Consider the following 17,972-nt stretch of genomic DNA (forward strand, 5'->3'; position numbering starts at 1 on the left):
CGGCCTAGCGCGGCGCCGGACGCAGCAGCAGTTCGCGCAGCTCGTCCTCGGACTCGGTGACCGCGACGAACAGCAGCTCGTCCCCACCCTCGAGGGGGTCGTCGGATTCGGGCACGATCACCCTGGCTCCGCGCAGGATCGTCACCAGGGCCGTGTCGCGCGGCAGCTCGAGCCGTTTGACGGGCTTGCCGCCCCACGGGGTGTCATCGGGCAGGGTGATCTCGACCAGGTTGGCCTGCCCCTTGCGGAACTCCATCAGGCGCACGAGGTCGCCGACGGCGACAGCCTCCTCGACGAGCGAGGCGAGCATGCGCGGTGTCGACACCGCCACGTCCACACCCCAGTTCTCGTCGAACAGCCACTCGTTCCGGGGGTCGTTGACGCGGGCCACCACCCGCGGCACCGCGAACTCGGTCTTGGCCAGCAGGCTGACCACGACATTGACCTTGTCGTCACCGGTCGCCGCGATCACCACGTCGAATTCCTCGAGCTTGACCGACTCCATCACGGTGAGCTCACAGGCATCGCCGAGCCGCCAGTGTGCGGCCGGGATGGCATCGACGTCGATGTGGGTGGGATTGCGCTCCAGCAGCGTCACATCGTGGTTGTTCTCGAGCAACTCGCGGGCGATGGAGCGACCCACGGCCCCGGCCCCGGCGATGGCAACCTTCATCAGTGCGACTCCAAGTCCTCGCTCGGCGGCAGCGCCGCGATGGCCAGCGCCTCGGCGATGTGCCCGGATACCGCGGCCGCGTACACCTGGTCGCCGGCCTGGATCACGGTCTTGGGTTCGGGAAGGTAGCCGTTGCCGAACCGGATCATGAAGGCCACGCGGCCACCCGTGGCCGCCTCCAGATCGGTGACCAGGTGCCCGGCCCAATCCTGGTGCAGCGGAAGTTCGGCCACGCCCACGTTGCCCGAGGGATCGCGCCACTTGGTGGTCTCGGTCTCCCTGGTGAGCACGTTGAGCAGACGATCGGTGGTCCACGGCACGGTCGCCACCGTCGGGATCCCCAGCCGTTCGTAGACGGCAGCACGCTTGGCGTCGTAGATACGGGCCACCACGCGCTCGACGCCGAACGTCTCACGGGCCACCCGCGCCGAGATGATGTTGGAGTTGTCGCCCGAGGACACCGCGGCGAACGCCCCGGCCTCCTCGATGCCGGCGCGCAGCAGCACGTCACGGTCGAAGCCCATCCCGAGCACACGCTCACCGGCGAACTCCGGCGAGAGCCGGTGGAACGCGGTGGTGTCGCGGTCGATGACCGCGACCTCGTGGCCGATGCGGGCCAGGCTGTCTGCGAGGGACGCGCCCACCCGGCCGCACCCCATGACGACTACACGCACCCGACGGTCCTTTCCGGTGACAGAGGAGCGCTGTTGCGCTTAACCGTTGCACTCGAACGCTACAGCTTTGTGACGACTTTTCGTGTTCGGGCTTAGTCTTGGCTCTCGTGTCCAAGCTTTCGACGGCAACGCGCCGGTTGGTACTGGGGCGGCCGTTCCGCAGCGACAAGCTCTCTCACACGCTTCTGCCCAAACGGATCGCCCTGCCGGTGTTCGCCTCCGATGCGTTGTCGTCGGTGGCCTATGCGCCAGAGGAAATCTTCCTGGTGCTCTCGGTGGCGGGGCTGACGGCCTACTCGCTGACGCCCTGGATCGGTCTGGCGGTCGCGGCCGTGATGCTGATCGTGATCGCCAGTTACCGGCAGAACGTGCACGCCTATCCGTCCGGTGGCGGTGACTACGAAGTCGTCACCACGAACCTCGGGCCGACCGCCGGCCTCACGGTGGCCAGCGCGCTGATGGTGGATTATGTGCTGACCGTTGCGGTGTCGATGTCCTCGGCGATGTCGAACATCGGTTCGGCGGTGCCGTTCGTCGCTCAACACAAGGTGATGTTCGCGGTGGCGGCGATCCTGCTGCTGGCGTCGATGAACCTGCGCGGGCTGCGGGAATCGGGTACCGCCTTCGCGATTCCCACCTACGCGTTCATGATCGGCATGTACATCATGCTGGGCTGGGGTCTGTTCCAGATCTACGTTCTGGACCATCCGCTGCGCGCGGAGTCCGCCGGTTTCGAGATCCGCCCCGAACATGGCGAAGTCCTCGGTTTCGCGCTGGTGTTCCTGGTGGCCCGGGCGTTCTCGTCCGGTTCGGCGGCCCTGACCGGTGTCGAGGCGATCAGCAACGGCGTGCCGGCGTTCCGGAAACCCAAGTCGCGTAATGCGGCAACCACCCTGCTGCTGCTCGGGGTCATCTCGGTGACGCTGTTCATGGGAATCATTCTGCTGTCGAAGGCGACCGGCGTGCAGATCGCCGAGCGTCCGCACGAACAGCTGATCGGTGCGCCGCCGGACTATCACCAGAAGACCCTGATCGCGCAACTCGCCGATGCGGTGTTCCACGACTTCCCGGTGGGCCTGTACCTGATCGCAGGAGTCACCGCGCTGATCCTCGTCTTGGCGGCCAACACGGCATTCAACGGCTTTCCGGTGCTCGGGTCGATCCTGGCCCAGGACCGCTTCTTGCCGCGGCAGCTGCACACGCGCGGTGACCGGCTGGCGTTCTCGAACGGCATCCTGTTCCTCGCCCTTGCCGCGATCGCCTTCGTGGTGGCTTTCCGGGCCGAGGTGACCGCGCTGATCCAGCTCTACATCGTCGGTGTGTTCGTGTCGTTCACCCTCAGCCAGATCGGCATGGTCCGGCACTGGACCCGGTTGTTGCGCACCGAGACCGACCCGGCGGTGCGGCGGCACATGATGCGGTCGCGCATCATCAACGCGGTCGGGCTCACCGCCACCGGTGCGGTGCTGGTGGTCGTCGTGGTCACCAAGTTCGTCGCCGGTGCCTGGATCGCGATCCTGGCGATGAGCGCCCTGTTCGTGATCATGAAACTCATCCACAAGCATTACGACACCGTCGCCCGCGAACTCGAAAGGGAAGACGAGGCCGAGGGTGACATCGTCCTGCCGAGCCGCAACCACGCGGTGGTCCTGGTGTCAAAGCTGCACCTGCCGACCAAGCGGGCGCTGGCGTATGCGCGGGCCACGCGGCCGGACGTGCTGGAGGCGATCACGGTCAGCGTCGACGACGCCGAGACCCGTGCCCTGGTGCACCAGTGGGAAGACAGTGACATCAGCGTGCCGTTGAAGGTGATCGCCTCGCCCTACCGCGAAATCACCCGGCCGGTGCTGGATTACGTCAAACGGGTTACCAAGGAATCGCCGCGCACGGTGGTGACGGTGTTCATCCCCGAATATGTGGTGGGGCACTGGTGGGAGCAGGTGCTGCACAACCAGAGCGCGTTGCGGCTCAAGGGCCGGCTGCTGTTCATGCCGAACGTGATGGTGACTTCGGTTCCGTGGCAACTGAATTCGTCGGAGCGGCTCAAGGCGCTGCAGCCTCGCGCCACTCCGGGCGACGCGCGCAGGGGTTTTCTGGAATGACGGAACTGACTCTGACCACGGGCCCGGCGGCCAACGGTGGCAGCTGTGTGGCCCGCCACGACGGCCGCGTGGTGTTCGTCCGCTATGCCCTGCCCGGCGAGACCGTACGGGTCAAGGTGCTCGACGAGCGCGGATCGTATTGGCACGCAGAGGTTGTCGAGGTGATAGATCCGTCACCGGACCGGGTCGCGTCGCTGTGCCGGATCGCCGGCGTCGACGGTGCCGGGTGCTGCGATCTGGCATTCGCCGAGCCCGGTGCGGCGCGTCGGCTCAAGGGCGCGGTGGTGGCCAACCAGTTGGCCCGGCTGGGCGGATACACGTGGCGCGACGAGCAGAGCGCGGTCGCCGAGCCGGTCGGTGCCGGCGAGGTGCTCGGCTGGCGCACCCGGGTACGGCTGGACACGACCGGCGACGGCCGGGCCGGATTCCACCGCTACCACAGCGCCGAGTTGGTCACCGATCTCGACTGCGCACAACTGCCCGCCGAGCTGACCGATGGACTGGCAGAGATGCGTTGGACGCCCGGCGCGCACGTGCACGCGGTGCTGGATTCCGACGGCCGCAGGCACGTCGTGCAGTCGGGCCCCAAGACCGGCCGCAAAGACGGTCGCGTGGCCGGTTCGAAGAGTCAGACGCGCGTGATCGAAGGCGAGTACGAGGCGGTGCAGCGCATCGGCGCGCGGCAGTGGATGCTGCCGGTGACGGCGTTCTGGCAGGCCCACCGTGATGCGGCCGCCCTCTACAGCGGGCTGGTGGCCGATCGGTCCGGGCTGCAGCCTGGGATGACGGCGTGGGATCTGTACGGCGGTGCCGGGGTGTTCGCCGCCGCGTTGGCCGAGCAGGTCGGGCCCGACGGACGGGTGCTGACCGTCGACACCTCCCGAGGGGCGTCGCGTGCCGCGCGCAGCGCGTTGGCCGACCTGCCCTGGGTCTCGGTGGTCACCGATTCGGTGCGGCGTGCGCTGTCTGCGCAGTCGGGACGTCCCGATGTCGTGGTGCTCGATCCGCCCCGCACCGGTGCCGGGCGTGAGGTGATCGACGCGCTGGCCGCCACCGAGGCGCCGAGGGTGATCCACATCGGTTGTGAGGCTGCGTCATTCGCCCGCGACGTGGGGCTGTATCTGCGGCACGGCTACGCCGTGGAGGAATTGCGGGTGTTCGATTCCTTCCCGCTCACCCATCACGTCGAGTGCGTCGCGGTGCTGACCCGCTGAACGGGCCCGGCTCACTCCTGGGCGTCGGGGCCCATCGTGGGGGTGGGGAAGTGGGCGTAGGTGGCGCGGTTGCCGCCCTGGGCCTTCGACTGGTTCATGGCGGTGACGGCCAGGGCCACCAGGGCGTCGACGATCTGCGGAGTGGGCAGTTCGGTCAGCGGACGCAGCTGGCTGCACGCGCTGCCGATGCTGGCGGTCAACCGCATGGGCGTGGTGGTCAGCGCCATGCGGATCCGGTTGACCAGGGGTGACGGATCGTTGGTCTTGAACACGTCGGCGATCAGGAACTCGCTGTCGGATACGTGGGCCAGCGGAACCTTGTGGCGCACGGTCTCGCGGATCGCCTGGGCGACGGCGACGCGGGCGTGCAACGTGCTATGGCTGCCGTCCATGTCGCTGAGCAGCGCCATGTCATCGATGCCGACGGCCACAACCACCAGGTACTGGTCGTCGTGGCGGCTGTGGGAGCCGAGCATCGTGGCGGTGTGCATGTCGAAGGCCTCGCGGTTGAGCAGACCAGTCAGCGGGTCGATCTCGCTCGGATGCTGGACGCGGTCGGGTTCGATCAGCTCGACTGCCATCCGGCACAGCGCTGAGGTGCTCAGGATCACCAGGAGCGCGACCAGCGTGCCGACGGCCCCCAGCCAGACGTCGGTGAGGCCCACCCGGACCCCGAGGAAGGCCACCACGGCGCCGGAGGCCACCCAGGTCAGGTGCAATACCCGGCGGCTGTGCAGGAATGCGGTGTAGGCGGTGATCAGGCTCAACGAACTGGAACCCATGAGGCCGACCACCGGATCCACCAGCAGGATGCAGGTCGCCGCGATGCAGGCCGTCCCGAGGGTCACGACGGTCCACGACTGGGTGCGGCTTGGCCACTGCCGCCGCCACCACCACTGCGCCAAGGTCAGGCCGCCGATGCCGACCGCCACTGCGACGTATTGGAGGCCGCCCCGCGGCCCCATCGGACTGACCAGCAACAGCAGTGGGACCAGACTCAGTCCGACGATGGTGACCCCGACTAGGCGCTGCATACCGGCGCGCTTGCCCTGCGCAGCGAGCAGGGCGGTACGCGCGTAATAGTGATCGAATGGACTCAACCAGCACCCCGGAGTAATCGACTTCGCCTACACCTTACGTAATCATGATGGTCGGCGTTTCGCCGCCGGTTTGAGGCGCTGCCACGGACTTCATCGACATTTGCTCGCATGCCGCACCTGTTAGCGTGAACCGCAGGTGTGCCGGGAAGTCTGGTCGGCGATCGATGCATGCTGACCACAGGAGCCCGATGAGCAATCGCCGTGAACACACCAGCCGACGTCTGCTTGCTCGCGGGTCGTGGCCGGAGTGGCAGCGGGTCTCCGATCTGCTGCGCACCGAGACTGTCGGCGGGGCGTTGCTGCTGGCCGCCGCGGGCGCGGCGCTGGTCTGGGCCAACTCGCCGTGGTCGAGCGGGTATCACCGGCTCTCGGAGTTCGTCATCGGCCCGCAGTCGCTGCATCTGAACCTGAGCCTGTCGGCCTGGGCCGCCGACGGTCTGCTGGCGGTCTTCTTCTTCGTCGTGGGCGTCGAACTCAAGCGCGAGTTCGTCGCGGGGGACCTGCGGGACCCGGCCCGGGCCGCGCTGCCCATCGCGGCAGCCGTCGGCGGCATGGTGGTACCTGCGGCGATCTTCGTCGGGATCAATCTGTTCTCGGGCCATCCCGAGAACGTCGGCGGGTGGGCAGTACCCATCGCCACCGACATCGCTTTTGCGCTGGCGGTGCTGGCCGTGGTGTCCACGCACCTGCCCGCGGCGCTGCGTATCTTCCTGCTGACGCTGGCAGTGGTCGACGATCTGCTGGCCATCGCGGTGATCGCCTTCTTCTTCACCGATGACGTGGCGCTCGGGCCGTTGGCCGCCGCGCTGATCCCCATCGCGCTGTACGCGTTTGCTGTGCAGCGGGGTGTGCGCCAGTGGTGGATCCTGATGCCGCCGGCCATCGTGGCCTGGGCGCTCGTGCATGCCAGTGGTGTGCACGCCACCGTGGCCGGGGTGGTGCTCGGGTTCACCGTTCCGGTACTGGGCCGCCACGCGTCGGCCAAACACTTCGAACACCTCGTACGCCCGCTGTCGGCAGGGTTTGCCGTGCCGGTGTTCGCGTTCTTCGCGGCGGGCGTGACGGTCGGTGGTTGGTCGGGCTTCGCCGGCGCCCTGTCACACCCCGTGACCATCGGGGTGATCGCCGGCCTGGTGCTCGGCAAACCCATCGGCGTGCTGGCCACCACGTATCTACTGGCCCGCTTCACCCACGCGAGCCTGGACGAGGATCTCGCCTGGCGGGACGTGCTCGGAGTGGCGATGTTGGCCGGGATCGGATTCACGGTCTCGCTGCTCATCGGTGAACTGGCCTTCGGGCACTCCACGGTGGCTGACGACGACGTGAAGATCGCCGTCGTCACCGGATCGGTGGTGGCGGGCCTGCTGGCCTCGGTGGTTCTGGTGTCGCGCAATGCCGCATATCGCCGTATTCACCAGTTGGAGACCGTCGACGCCGACCACGACGGTGTGCCCGATATCTATCAGCCTCGACAGGACTGACTTCGGGATGCGTGCGTACACTGGCTGGATGCTTGAACAGGTCCGCGGCCCCGCTGATCTGCAGCACCTGTCACAGTCCGAGTTGACTGATTTGGCACAGGAAATCCGTCAGTTCCTGATCCACAAGGTCGCTGCAACCGGCGGACATCTCGGCCCCAATCTGGGGGTCGTCGAACTCACCTTGGCGCTGCACCGCGTGTTCGATTCGCCGCACGATCCGATCGTCTTCGACACCGGCCATCAGGCGTACGTGCACAAGATGCTGACCGGTCGCGCACAGGATTTCGACAGCCTGCGGTGCAAGGACGGCCTGTCCGGATACCCGTCGCGCAGCGAGAGCGAGCACGACTGGGTGGAGTCCAGCCACGCCAGCACCGCACTGTCCTATGCCGACGGTCTGGCCAAGGCCTTCGAGCTGACCGGACACCGCAATCGCCACGTGGTGGCGGTGGTCGGTGACGGCGCCCTGACCGGTGGCATGTGCTGGGAGGCACTGAACAACATCGCCACGGGCGGCCGGCCGGTGGTCATCGTCGTCAACGACAACGGCCGCAGCTACGCGCCCACCATCGGCGGCTTCGCCGACCATCTCGCCGGGCTGCGGTTGCAGCCGGGCTATGAGCGCATCCTGGAGGAGGGCCGCAAGGCGGTCCGTGGGCTGCCCGTCGTCGGTGAGTTCTGCTACCAGTGCATGCACAGCATCAAGGCCGGCATCAAAGATGCGATCGCCCCGCAGGTGATGTTCACCGATCTGGGCATCAAGTACGTCGGCCCGATCGACGGTCACGACGAGCATGCCGTGGAGAACGCGCTGCGCCATGCCCGCGGCTTCAAGGCCCCGGTGATCGTGCACGTGGTGACCCGCAAGGGGATGGGCTACGCGCATGCCGAGAACGACGAGGCCGATCAGATGCACGCCTGCGGCGTCATCGACCCGGAGACGGGGCTGCCGACGAAGGCTTCCGCTCCCGGTTGGACGTCGGTGTTCTCCGACGAGCTGGTCAAGGTCGGCGCCAAACGGCGTGATGTCGTGGCGATCACCGCGGCCATGCCGGGGCCCACGGGTCTGAGTGCGTTCCGGGACCGGTTCCCGGACAGGTTCTTTGACGTGGGCATCGCCGAGCAGCACGCCATGACCTCGGCGGCCGGCCTGGCGATGGGTGGCCTGCATCCGGTCGTGGCCCTCTACTCCACGTTCCTCAACCGCGCGTTCGACCAGCTGATGATGGATGTCGCACTGCACAAGCTGCCGGTCACCATGGTGCTGGACCGGGCCGGTGTCACCGGGCCCGACGGGGCCAGCCACAACGGGGTCTGGGACCTGTCGGTCCTCGGCATCATCCCGGGCATCCGGGTCGCGGCCCCCCGCGACGGTGCCTCCCTGCGGGAGGAACTCGGGGAGGCGCTCGCGGTCAACGACGGCCCGACGGCGCTGCGGTTCCCCAAGGGCGATGTGGGCGAAGACATTCCGGCGCTTGAGCGGCGCGGCGGCATCGACGTCCTTGCCGTCCCGGCCGAGGGGCTGACCGAGGACGTGCTGTTGGTCGCGGTGGGATCGTTCGCGTCGATGGCGTTGGCAGTCGCCGAGCGGCTGCGCAACCAGGGCATCGGTGTCACTGTGGTGGATCCGCGCTGGGTGCTACCGGTTCCGGACGCCATCGGAGAGTTGGCCCGCCGGCACAAGCTGGTGGTCACGGTCGAGGACAACGGCGTGCACGGCGGCATCGGTTCTTCTGTGTCGGCGGCACTGCGCCACGCCGAGATCGACGTGCCATGCCGGGATCTCGGTGTCCCGCAGGTGTTCCAGGAGCATGCTTCGCGCGGCGAGGTGCTCGCCGCGGTCGGTCTGACCGATCAGCACATCGCCCGCCAGATCACGGGGTGGATCGCCGCGATCGGCGCGCGGGTGGGCGAGCAGGAAGTCAGCCACCAGGTCGACTAGGAATCGTCCGGCTTGTCGCGCATGTGGTCGGCGCCGCGGCGTTGCAGCCGCAGCACGAAGATGGCGATGGCCAGGACGAGCACCAGGCCGCCGAGCACGCCGACCTGAACGATGGCGCGGGCGAACTCCGGACCCTTGTCGAGCAGCTTGGCCGCGTCCACCGACACCACGACGATTTCTTTGATGCAGGCCAGGATGCCGACGATCAGGAACGGCTCGGCGACCAGCTCACGAGATCGCAGTGAGGTCCGCACCGCATAGAGCAGTTCCACGAAGATGAAGACCAGCAGCAGGCCGTCCAGCAGCTCCAGCATGATGGGGGTGGTCGGGCTGCCGCCCAGTCGCAGCAAGGTGTTGACCTGCGCGACGATCAGCACGACTGACCCGACGAGCAGGAGTGCCGCGATCGACCAGTAGACCGCATCCTCGGCGATCCTCAGGGCACGGTCTGCGAAACGCTCTCGTTCCTGTTCGTCTTCGGCTTCCTGCTGCTGCGCCATCGCATCGACGATATTCCAGTCCCCGCGCAGACAGCATAGGTTTCAGACATGGACGCCGAACTGCAGAACTGGAAGGACGCCGGGCAGTCTTTCGACTACCTCGGCTTCGACATCTTCTACCGGGTCGAGGGTAGCGGGCCGAATCTTCTACTCATCCACGGTTATCCGTTCAACTCCTGGGACTGGTCACTGATCTGGCCGACGTTGACCGAGCGGTTCACCGTCATCGCGCCGGACATGATCGGCATGGGGTTCTCCGACAAGCCCGTGGCCTACGGCTACACGGTGCCCGACCATGCCGACATGCACGAGGCGCTGCTGGATCACCTCGGCGTCGGCAGCGCCCACATCCTGGCCCACGACCTGGGTGATTCGGTGGGTCAGGAACTGCTGGCCCGCCACCAGTTCGGTGACCGGTCCTACGGCGCACTGAACATCGAATCGATCACCTGGCTCAACGGCGGACTGTTCAACGAGGCCTACACGCCACGGCTCCTGCAGAAGGCGATGTCGCGAACCCCGTTGGGCGACATCATGAGTCCGCTGCAGGGCAGCCGGTTCTCACGTCGTTTGGTGGAGCCCACCATCAGGGAGATGTTCGGCGTGAACACCAAACCGTCGCAGGATCTGATGGAGAAGTTCCACCAGATCCTGGAGTTCAACGACGGGAAGCGGGTCGTCCACAAGGTCGGACGGTTCGTCAACGACCGCTATACCCACCGCAACCGGTGGGTGCGGGCCATGCGGGAGACCGACGTGTCGATGCGGCTGATCGACGGGCCGTCGGACCCGAACTCCGGGCGGCACATGGCGAAGCGCTACCTCGAGGTCATCCCCGATCCCGACGTCGTGATGCTTGCCGACGACATCGCGCACTGGCCGCAGATCGAGGATCCGCAGGGGGTGCTGACGCATTTCCTGGCCCACATCGGCCGGGTGGGCGGATGAATCGGCGGAGGCTCAGTCGGAGCTGAGGGCGGCGGCCAGCACCGGCACCGTCAGTTCCCGTTGCCACGGCCGGACGTTGGCCTCGACGAGGAATTCCTCCACTGCGGTGGCCACGTCGCCGACAGGACGCCAGTCCCAGCACAACCGGCGCACCACTTCGGGGGTGATGAGGTTCTCGGCGGGCACTGAGACCCGCTGCGACAGTTCGGCCAGACCGGCCCGGGCGGCTTCAAGGCGCGCCGCGGCCTCCGGTTTGCGTCTGGCCCACCGCGCTGCGGGCGGCGGGCCGCTCTGAGCGTCGTTGGCCTCGGGCGGATCGGTGTTGTCCCTGGCCCGGGCCAGGGCGTCCAGCCAGACCTTCGCGCTCTTGCGCTGTTTGGCGCCGCCGAAGACCGGCAGGGCGATCAGTTCCTCGACCGTCTTGGGGTCGGTAGTGGCGGCGTTGATGATCGCCGCGTCGGGCAGGATCCGTCCGGGTGCGATGTCGCGTCCGCGGGCGATGGTGTCGCGGGTGGTCCACAGCTCGCGTACGGCCGACAGTGCCTGCGGGTTGCGCACCTTGTGGATACCGGAGGTGCGCCGCCAGCGGTCACGCCGGGTGGGCTGGGCGACGTAGGTGCGCAGATACTCGAATTCCTGTGTCGCCCAGTCGGTTTTGCCCTGCTCCTCGAGGACCGCGGCGATCGCGTTGCGCAGTTCCAGCAGTACCTCGACGTCCAGCGCGGCGTAGTTGAGCCAATCGGCAGGCAGCGGGCGTTTGGACCAGTCGGCCGCGCCGTGGCCCTTCATCAACTGCAGGCCGAGCAACCTTTGGACCATCGCCGCGAGGTTGACCCGCTCGAAACCGGCCAGCCGACCGGCCAGTTCGGTGTCATAGAGCTTGCCCGGGCGCAGGCCGATCTCGGACAGGCATGGCAGGTCCTGGTCGGCGGCGTGCAGCACCCATTCGTCCTGGGACAGGGCATCGGCCACCGGCGCCATCGCGTCGATGGGGGAGCCGCCGTGGTTGACCGGGTCGATCAGCGCGGTGCCCGAACCCGCGCGGCGGATCTGCACCAGATACGCACGGTTGGAGTAGCGGAAGCCCGACGCGCGTTCCGCGTCGATCGCGAACGGGCCGCTGCCCTTGGCCAGAGATGTTGCCGCTGAGGAGATTTCACCGGCGGTGACACAGACCTCGGGCACCCCTTCGGCGGGGGAGAGCAGCGGGGTCGATTCGGACTCTTCGGGCTCGGCAGCGCCTGAGTCTGTTGAGACTGGAAGGTTTTCGTCGGTCATGTCAAGCGCGCGTGCGGGAACTCAGGTCGGTGACGCCGGCCGGCGGCAACCCGGCGGCGTGCTCGAGAACTTCACAGAATGCCTCCACGTGCGGTCCCAACTCCAGATCGGTGGCGGTCCAGGAGGCCCGCAGCTCGAGCTGATGGGCCCGCGGCGGGCCGGAGATGTCGCCGTAGCGGACCGAGGTGGTGGCGGTGACGGTGCCGCCGAGCGCGGTGACGTGCTCCGCGCGGGTGTCCAGGGCGTCCACCAACCAGCTCCACGCCACCTCGGGCAGGAGCGGGTCGACGGCCTCACTGGAGTCAAGGTCGGCCTGGATGTAGGCGACCAGCCGCATGGTGCCGTCCCAGGCCTCGGCGCCTTCGGGGTCGTGCAGCAGGATCAACCGTCCGAAGGCGTCGCCCTCGGAACGCTCCGGGACGACCGTCGCCTCAGGATGTCGGACCTCGGCGCCCAGCGCATAGCTGTACGGCGCCAGCCGCTGGGGCGGTCGTATCGGACCCAGCTCGATTTCCGGCCGTACGGTGGTGGCGCTCATCGCCGCCACCGCCGTCCGGAACTGGGCCGGTTCGGCAGAGGTCACGGCTTTTGACGCTAGCTGATAAGGCAAGGACGGTACGCAGGCGCGCCGGAGTGAGGCAGTCACGAACCGGCAACGGCCCGCGTCAGACGGGTCGTGGCACCATAGGAGCCGATGAGTACCCGCCGGGAGCTGCCCGAATCCCCCTACCTTGCCGCCGCCAGTGGCCGCACTCCGCACCGTGTGCCGGTGTGGTTCATGCGCCAGGCCGGCCGGTCGTTGCCGGAATATCGTGCGCTGCGCGCCCAGCACCGCATGTTGGACGCCTGCTTCGACCCGGAACTGGTCTGCGAGATCACCCTGCAACCGGTGCGCAGGCACGGGGTGGACGCCGCGATCCTGTTCTCCGACATCGTGGTGCCGCTGAAAGCCGCCGGGATCGGCCTGGACATCGTGCCCGACGTGGGTCCGGTGATCGAACAGCCGATCCGGACGCGGGCGGATGTCGAGGCCATGAAACCGCTTGATGCGGCACAGGTCTCGCCGGTCACCGAGGCGGTCTCGATGCTGGTGCGCGAACTGGGCGACGTGCCGCTGATCGGCTTCGCGGGCGCCCCGTTCACGCTGGCCTCCTACCTGGTCGAGGGCGGTCCGAGCCGACACCACGAGCGCACCAAGGCGATGATGCTGGGCGAGCCGGCCACCTGGCACGCCCTGATGGCCTCGCTGACCGATTTGACCATCGCCTTCCTGCAGGCCCAGGTCGACGCCGGGGTTGATGCGTTGCAGGTGTTCGACTCCTGGGCCGGGACGCTGTCGCTGGCCGATTACCGCGCCTACGTGCTGCCGCACACCACGCGGGTGTTCGCCGCCATGGCCGGGGCCGGCGTGCCGATGACGCATTTCGGGGTCGGCACCGCAGAACTGCTGGGCGCCATGTCGGAGGCGCTGGGGTCCGCGCCGGCCACCATGGTCGGGGTGGACTGGCGTACCGCTCTGGTCGACGCCGCGGCCCGGGTCGAGCCCGGCCGCGCACTGCAGGGCAACCTGGATCCGGTGGTGCTGCTGGCGGGTTGGCCGGTGGCCGAGGAGGCGGTGCGCCGTGTGGTCGCCGACGGGCGGGCAGCAGTGGCCGCCGGGGCGGCCGGGCACGTCTTCAACCTGGGCCACGGTGTGCTGCCGGCGACCGATCCCGGCATCATCACCGAGGCGGTGACCCTGGTGCACTCCCTGTGAGTGCGTCCTATTGCATTGTCGGCGGCGGTATTTCAGGACTCGTCGCCGCCTATCGGTTGAGGCTGGCAGCCGGACCCCGGGCGCAGATCACGCTGCTCGATCCGGCGGACCGGCTGGGCGGCGTGCTGCGCACCGAACGGGTCGGCGGGCAGCCGTTCGATGTCGGCGCCGAGGCGTTCATCGTGCGCAGGCCCGAGATGCTCGACCTGCTCGACGAGCTGGGACTGGCCGGCCGACGGCTCAGCCCCACCGGCACCCGCCCGCTGATCTACAGCGGTGCGCGGATGCATCAGTTGCCGCAAGGCACCGTGCAGGGCATTCCGGCGCAGGCGTCGTCGCTGCTCGGTCTCGTCGACGACCAGACCGTGGCCCGCATCCTCGACGAGCGCGCGCGGCCACTGAAGTGGACTCCGGGCGCCGATCCGTCGGTCGCCGAGCTGGTCGGTGACCGGTTCGGCCCGCAGGTGGTGACGCGGTCCGTCGACCCCCTGCTCACCGGCGTGTACGCCGGATCGTCGACGACGATCGGAGTGCGTTCGGCGGTGCCGTCGGTGGCCGCCGCGCTGGACCGCGGGGCCCGCAGCCTCACCGACGCGGTGCGCGAGGCGCTGCCGCCGCCGTCGAACGCACCGGTGTTCGGCGCCGTCGACGGCGGCTACACCGTGCTGCTCGAGGAGCTGCGCCGCCGGGCCGACGCGCGGTGGGCCCAGGTCACCGCGGTGCGGGTGGACCGGCACGGACGCGGCTGGTCGGTGCTCGACGACGAGGGGGCCAGCTGGTACGCGGACGGGGTGCTGCTGGCGGTGCCGGCGCCGCACCTGCCGTCGCTGATCGAGCACATCGCACCGCAGACGGCGGCCGCGGCCCGGCGCATCCGGGTGGCATCGGCAGCGGTGGTGGCCCTGGCGCTGCCGGGCGGGACACCGTTGCCGCAGCAATCGGGCGTGCTCGTGACCGCGGGGGAGCGCCTCAACGCCAAGGCGATCACCATGTCCTCCCGCAAGTGGGGCCGGCGCGGGAATGTCGAGATGGTGCGGTTGTCCTTCGGCCGGTACGGCGACGATATGGCCGCCAACACCGGCGATGACGACCTGCTGGCCTGGTCGGCACGCGATCTGAGCACGCTGTTCGGTGTCACGGTGGATCCGGTGGACAGCCATGTCCACCGCTGGATCGACGCGATGCCGCAGTACGGTCCGGGCCACGGCGAGTTGGTCGCCGAACTGCGCGCCGGGCTGCCGCCGACCCTGGCGGTGGCGGGCGCTTATCTCGACGGGATCGGGGTGCCCGCATGTGTGGGCACCGCCACCCGGGCGGCCGGGGAACTGGTGCGCGGCGGCGTGGCACGATAGGCGCATGGCCAAGCTCGACTACGACGAACTGAACTCCACCCTCCGCTACCTGATGTTCTCGGTGTTCGCGGTGAGCCCCGGGGAATTGGGTGAAGAACGCACCCAGGTGACCGACGAGGCGGCGGCGTTCTTCAAGACCCAGGAAGAGCGCGGAGTCGTCGTGCGCGGCCTGTATGACGTGGCCGGCCTGCGGGCCGACGCCGACTTCATGGTCTGGACCCACGCCGAGACCATCGAGGCGCTGCAGGCGACCTATTCGGACTTCCGCCGCACCACCGCACTGGGCCGCATCAGCGACCCGGTGTGGAGCAGCGTGGCGCTGCACCGGCCGGCCGAGTTCAACAAGAGCCACGTCCCGGCATTCATCGCCGGTGAGGATCCGGGCGACTACATCTGCGTGTACCCGTTCGTGCGGTCCTACGAGTGGTACCTGCTTCCCGAAGAGGAGCGTCGCCGCATGCTGTCCGAGCACGGCATGGCCGCCCGCGGCTACAAGGACGTGCGGGCCAACACGGTGCCGGCGTTTGCCCTCGGCGACTACGAGTGGATCCTCGCCTTCGAGGCTCCCGAACTCGATCGCATCGTCGACCTGATGCGCGATCTGCGGGCCACCGACGCCCGCCGCCACACCCGCGAGGAGACGCCGTTCTTCACCGGCCCGCGGGTCAGCGTCGAGGATCTGGTCGCCAAGCTGCCGTAGCATTCGGCGATTTCTGTCTTTGTCACGCTGGAGTGGCTGTCGAGCCCGACGGCCACTCCAGCGTGACAATGAGGGTTGGGTTCGTGGCCCGTTGTCACGCCAGAGTGACCCTGCCCGTCGAGCGCCACTCCAGCGTGACAGTGGGTGTGACGGTGGGGGTGACGACCGCAGGTGGACTGACCTGGGCTTTCAGTCAGCGGGTCTACCCTCGCGGACATGACTGCTCCGCAAGAATCCGATCGCTTCGAAGAGATGTACCGCGACGAGCGGACGGCGCATGGACTGCCCGCCGCGACACCGTGGGACATCGGCGGGCCGCAGCCGGTCGTGCAGCAGCTCGTCGCGCTGGGCGCCGTCAAGGGTGAGGTGCTCGATCCCGGCACCGGACCTGGTCACCATGCCATCCACTACGCGTCAAAAGGCTTGTCGGCCACGGGCATCGACGCCTCACCGGCCGCGATCGAACGGGCGAGACAGAACGCGCAGAAGGCCGGCGTGACGGTGGACTTCCGGGTGGCCGACGCGACCAAGCTGGAGGGGCTGGAAGGCAAGTTCGACACCGTCGTCGACACCGCCTTCTATCACGTCTTCACCGACGAGCCCGAGTTGCAGAACTCGTACGCGCGGGCCCTGCACCGGGCCACGAAACCCGGTGCGCGGCTCTACATGTACGAATTCGGTGACCACACCGTCAACGGCTTCAAGATGCCGCGTTCGATGACGGCCGACGATTTCCGTGGGGTGCTTCCCGACGCCGGCTGGGAGATCACCTATCTCGGCACGACCACCTACCAGGGCAATGTCAGCGTCGAGGTCTTCGAGATGATGGCGGCCCGCAACCCTGACATGGCCGACCAGATGACCCCGCTGCTGGAGCGGCTGCGGGTCATCGAACCCTGGCTGGTCGACGGACGGGTGCACATGCCGTTCTGGGAGGTGCACGCCACCCGGGTCGATTGAGGCCCAACCTCACTCCGTCTTGGGCACCAGCTTCAGCGAGATGGAGTTGATGCAGTACCGCTGATCGGTCGGGGTGGGGTAGCCCTCGCCCTCGAAAACGTGGCCCAGGTGGCTGTGGCAATTGGCGCAGAGCACCTCGACCCGCCGCATGCCCAACGACGTGTCCGACCGCAGGATCACCGCGGCGGAATCGGCCGGATCGAAGAACGACGGCCAGCCGCAATGCGATTCGAACTTCTCGGAGCTGCGGAACAACTCGGCGCCGCAGGCCCGGCACTCGTAGACACCCTCGGTCTTGGTGTCGGTGTACTCACCGACGAACGGGCGCTCGGTGCCCGCCCGGCGCAGCACGGCGAACTCCTCCGTGGTCAGCTTCTCGCGCCACTCGTCATCGGTCAGTTGCAGCTTGGGACCGTCGGTCGTCATGTTTCCACGCTACGTGCTCCGCGTCAGTGTGCGCTATGCCCACACCAGTTCTCGGCTGGCCTGGCTCGGTGCCATTCCGAACATCTCGTGACAGACCCGATTGGCGTGTGCGCTGTCGGTGAACCCGGCGGCATGGGCGGCGTCGGTGAGCGATGCCCCGTCGCGCAGGGCTTCCACGGCGCAGCGTAGGCGCGCCCAGCGAACGTACGTCGGAAACGACTGTCCCACCTGCTCGTTGAACAGCCGACCGAGCCGGCTCGGTGACAGTGCGACCTGTTGTGCGACGTCGGTGAGCCGGACCGGGTCCGGAAGCAGGCGCGGGACCAACTCGACCGCGGCGAGCACGCTGGCGTGCCAGCTCTCTGCCGTCGGCCGGGCGTAGCCGGTGGGCGGAGCGGCCATCAGGTCGTCGAGCAGCTGTTCCGGTGGCAACGGACTTGTCCAACAGGGAAGTTCGCGACCGGTCGACACCCATTCGGCCACATCGTCATTGTCGGGGCTGGTACGGCTGAAAGCGCTCGGGTCGAGGAAGACCAGTACCCCCGATGTGGGCGTGAGGATCCGGATCGAATGGTCCCGCCCCGGCGGGATGACCGCGGCGGAGGTCACCTCTCGGCGTCCGTGCGCATCGGCCAGCTCGAACGGACCTGCCCAGGACCGCACCACCTGGGCGGCCGCGTGGCGATGTCGGCGGGCGTCGGACAGCTTGCCGGTGTAGCACAGGGCACCCGCAACGACCGCCAGTGCACCTGACCAGGCGGCGCGGTCTTCGCTCATCACCTCAATCTCTCATACGACCGATCGGTACAAGCGATGGCGGCGACAACCGGTCAGGGTGGAGTATCAGCACATCGAGGACGGGAGCT

General features: G+C 68.1%; 17 protein-coding genes. 9 read left to right on the top strand and 8 right to left on the bottom strand.

Annotation, left to right across the window (positions count from 1 at the left end):
* Positions 1–4: 4 nt before the first annotated feature.
* Positions 5–673, bottom strand: coding sequence for a potassium channel family protein (locus AC4LGL_RS11940; RefSeq protein ID WP_055113307.1), 669 nt, complete (start codon positions 671–673; stop codon positions 5–7).
* A complete protein-coding gene (locus AC4LGL_RS11945; RefSeq protein WP_088303980.1) occupies positions 673–1,347 on the bottom strand; it encodes a potassium channel family protein in 675 nt (224 codons plus the stop codon). Before AC4LGL_RS11945 ends, AC4LGL_RS11940 begins: the two co-directional genes overlap by 1 nt.
* Positions 1,348–1,445: 98 nt before the next feature.
* Here AC4LGL_RS11945 and AC4LGL_RS11950 point away from each other — a divergent pair, with 98 nt between their 5' ends.
* Together AC4LGL_RS11950 and AC4LGL_RS11955 are read left to right on the top strand one after the other, a co-directional pair.
* Positions 1,446–3,449 (top strand): APC family permease, encoded by a 2,004-nt coding sequence (locus tag AC4LGL_RS11950; protein WP_217267093.1) that lies wholly within the window; start codon positions 1,446–1,448, stop codon positions 3,447–3,449.
* Positions 3,446–4,663, top strand: coding sequence for a class I SAM-dependent RNA methyltransferase (locus AC4LGL_RS11955; protein WP_491838869.1), 1,218 nt, complete (start codon positions 3,446–3,448; stop codon positions 4,661–4,663). Before AC4LGL_RS11950 ends, AC4LGL_RS11955 begins: the two co-directional genes overlap by 4 nt.
* Before the next feature lie 11 nt (positions 4,664–4,674).
* On the opposite strand, the gene AC4LGL_RS11960 is transcribed toward AC4LGL_RS11955, so the two are convergent.
* The gene (locus AC4LGL_RS11960; protein ID WP_491838870.1) at positions 4,675–5,763 is read right to left on the bottom strand and encodes a GGDEF domain-containing protein; all 1,089 of its coding nucleotides are present in this window, start codon (positions 5,761–5,763) and stop codon (positions 4,675–4,677) included.
* A 188-nt stretch (positions 5,764–5,951) separates the two neighbouring features.
* Here AC4LGL_RS11960 and nhaA point away from each other — a divergent pair, with 188 nt between their 5' ends.
* Positions 5,952–7,244 (top strand): Na+/H+ antiporter NhaA, encoded by a 1,293-nt coding sequence (gene nhaA, locus AC4LGL_RS11965; RefSeq protein ID WP_491838871.1) that lies wholly within the window; start codon positions 5,952–5,954, stop codon positions 7,242–7,244.
* Positions 7,245–7,272: 28 nt separating this feature from the next.
* Positions 7,273–9,186 (top strand): 1-deoxy-D-xylulose-5-phosphate synthase, encoded by a 1,914-nt coding sequence (gene dxs / locus AC4LGL_RS11970; RefSeq protein WP_491838872.1) that lies wholly within the window; start codon positions 7,273–7,275, stop codon positions 9,184–9,186.
* On the opposite strand, the gene AC4LGL_RS11975 is transcribed toward dxs, so the two are convergent.
* Positions 9,183–9,686 carry a phosphate-starvation-inducible PsiE family protein gene (locus AC4LGL_RS11975; protein WP_491838873.1) on the bottom strand — a complete coding sequence of 168 codons (504 nt, stop codon included), beginning with the start codon at positions 9,684–9,686 and terminating at the stop codon, positions 9,183–9,185. The two genes, dxs and AC4LGL_RS11975, sit on opposite strands and share 4 nt — an antisense overlap.
* A gap of 48 nt (positions 9,687–9,734) precedes the next feature.
* On the opposite strand from AC4LGL_RS11975, the gene AC4LGL_RS11980 reads away from it, so the two are divergent.
* Positions 9,735–10,634, top strand: coding sequence for an alpha/beta fold hydrolase (locus AC4LGL_RS11980; protein WP_491838874.1), 900 nt, complete (start codon positions 9,735–9,737; stop codon positions 10,632–10,634).
* A 12-nt stretch (positions 10,635–10,646) separates the two neighbouring features.
* Here the strand turns inward: AC4LGL_RS11980 and AC4LGL_RS11985 are convergent, their stop codons facing one another.
* Both AC4LGL_RS11985 and AC4LGL_RS11990 read right to left on the bottom strand, forming a co-directional pair.
* On the bottom strand, positions 10,647–11,912 hold the full coding sequence (locus tag AC4LGL_RS11985) for an HRDC domain-containing protein (RefSeq protein ID WP_491838875.1): 1,266 nt from the start codon (positions 11,910–11,912) through the stop codon (positions 10,647–10,649).
* A gap of 1 nt (position 11,913) precedes the next feature.
* The gene (locus AC4LGL_RS11990; RefSeq protein ID WP_491839345.1) at positions 11,914–12,450 is read right to left on the bottom strand and encodes a DUF3000 domain-containing protein; all 537 of its coding nucleotides are present in this window, start codon (positions 12,448–12,450) and stop codon (positions 11,914–11,916) included.
* A gap of 156 nt (positions 12,451–12,606) precedes the next feature.
* On the opposite strand from AC4LGL_RS11990, the gene hemE reads away from it, so the two are divergent.
* From hemE to AC4LGL_RS12010, 4 genes are all read left to right on the top strand, one after another.
* Positions 12,607–13,668 carry a uroporphyrinogen decarboxylase gene (gene hemE, locus AC4LGL_RS11995; protein ID WP_491838876.1) on the top strand — a complete coding sequence of 354 codons (1,062 nt, stop codon included), beginning with the start codon at positions 12,607–12,609 and terminating at the stop codon, positions 13,666–13,668.
* Entirely contained in the window at positions 13,665–15,020 is a 1,356-nt protein-coding gene (locus AC4LGL_RS12000) for a protoporphyrinogen oxidase (RefSeq protein WP_491838877.1), read from the top strand. Before hemE ends, AC4LGL_RS12000 begins: the two co-directional genes overlap by 4 nt.
* A 4-nt stretch (positions 15,021–15,024) precedes the next feature.
* On the top strand, positions 15,025–15,720 hold the full coding sequence (gene hemQ, locus AC4LGL_RS12005; RefSeq protein ID WP_166904347.1) for a hydrogen peroxide-dependent heme synthase: 696 nt from the start codon (positions 15,025–15,027) through the stop codon (positions 15,718–15,720).
* Positions 15,721–15,936: 216 nt separating this feature from the next.
* Positions 15,937–16,680 (top strand): class I SAM-dependent methyltransferase, encoded by a 744-nt coding sequence (locus AC4LGL_RS12010; RefSeq protein ID WP_491838878.1) that lies wholly within the window; start codon positions 15,937–15,939, stop codon positions 16,678–16,680.
* A gap of 9 nt (positions 16,681–16,689) precedes the next feature.
* Here the strand turns inward: AC4LGL_RS12010 and msrB are convergent, their stop codons facing one another.
* On the bottom strand, positions 16,690–17,106 hold the full coding sequence (msrB, locus tag AC4LGL_RS12015) for a peptide-methionine (R)-S-oxide reductase MsrB (protein ID WP_491838879.1): 417 nt from the start codon (positions 17,104–17,106) through the stop codon (positions 16,690–16,692).
* Positions 17,107–17,139: 33 nt separating this feature from the next.
* On the bottom strand, positions 17,140–17,883 hold the full coding sequence (locus tag AC4LGL_RS12020) for a helix-turn-helix transcriptional regulator (protein WP_491838880.1): 744 nt from the start codon (positions 17,881–17,883) through the stop codon (positions 17,140–17,142).
* Positions 17,884–17,972: the final 89 nt, after the last annotated feature.

The organism is Mycolicibacterium arcueilense (assembly GCF_058536225.1).

Bases quoted from the DNA above. Each gene is read 5' to 3' on its own strand.
- AC4LGL_RS11985 (WP_491838875.1), bottom strand. From the start codon at position 11,912: ATGACCGACGAAAACCTTCCAGTCTCAACAGACTCAGGCGCTGCCGAG.
- msrB (WP_491838879.1), bottom strand. From the start codon at position 17,106: ATGACGACCGACGGTCCCAAGCTGCAACTGACCGATGACGAGTGGCGC.
- AC4LGL_RS12010 (WP_491838878.1), top strand. From the start codon at position 15,937: ATGACTGCTCCGCAAGAATCCGATCGCTTCGAAGAGATGTACCGCGAC.
- dxs (WP_491838872.1), top strand. From the start codon at position 7,273: ATGCTTGAACAGGTCCGCGGCCCCGCTGATCTGCAGCACCTGTCACAG.
- AC4LGL_RS11940 (WP_055113307.1), bottom strand. From the start codon at position 673: ATGAAGGTTGCCATCGCCGGGGCCGGGGCCGTGGGTCGCTCCATCGCC.
- AC4LGL_RS12020 (WP_491838880.1), bottom strand. From the start codon at position 17,883: ATGAGCGAAGACCGCGCCGCCTGGTCAGGTGCACTGGCGGTCGTTGCG.
- AC4LGL_RS11975 (WP_491838873.1), bottom strand. From the start codon at position 9,686: ATGGCGCAGCAGCAGGAAGCCGAAGACGAACAGGAACGAGAGCGTTTC.
- hemQ (WP_166904347.1), top strand. From the start codon at position 15,025: ATGGCCAAGCTCGACTACGACGAACTGAACTCCACCCTCCGCTACCTG.
- AC4LGL_RS11980 (WP_491838874.1), top strand. From the start codon at position 9,735: ATGGACGCCGAACTGCAGAACTGGAAGGACGCCGGGCAGTCTTTCGAC.
- hemE (WP_491838876.1), top strand. From the start codon at position 12,607: ATGAGTACCCGCCGGGAGCTGCCCGAATCCCCCTACCTTGCCGCCGCC.
- nhaA (WP_491838871.1), top strand. From the start codon at position 5,952: ATGAGCAATCGCCGTGAACACACCAGCCGACGTCTGCTTGCTCGCGGG.
- AC4LGL_RS11955 (WP_491838869.1), top strand. From the start codon at position 3,446: ATGACGGAACTGACTCTGACCACGGGCCCGGCGGCCAACGGTGGCAGC.
- AC4LGL_RS11990 (WP_491839345.1), bottom strand. From the start codon at position 12,450: ATGAGCGCCACCACCGTACGGCCGGAAATCGAGCTGGGTCCGATACGA.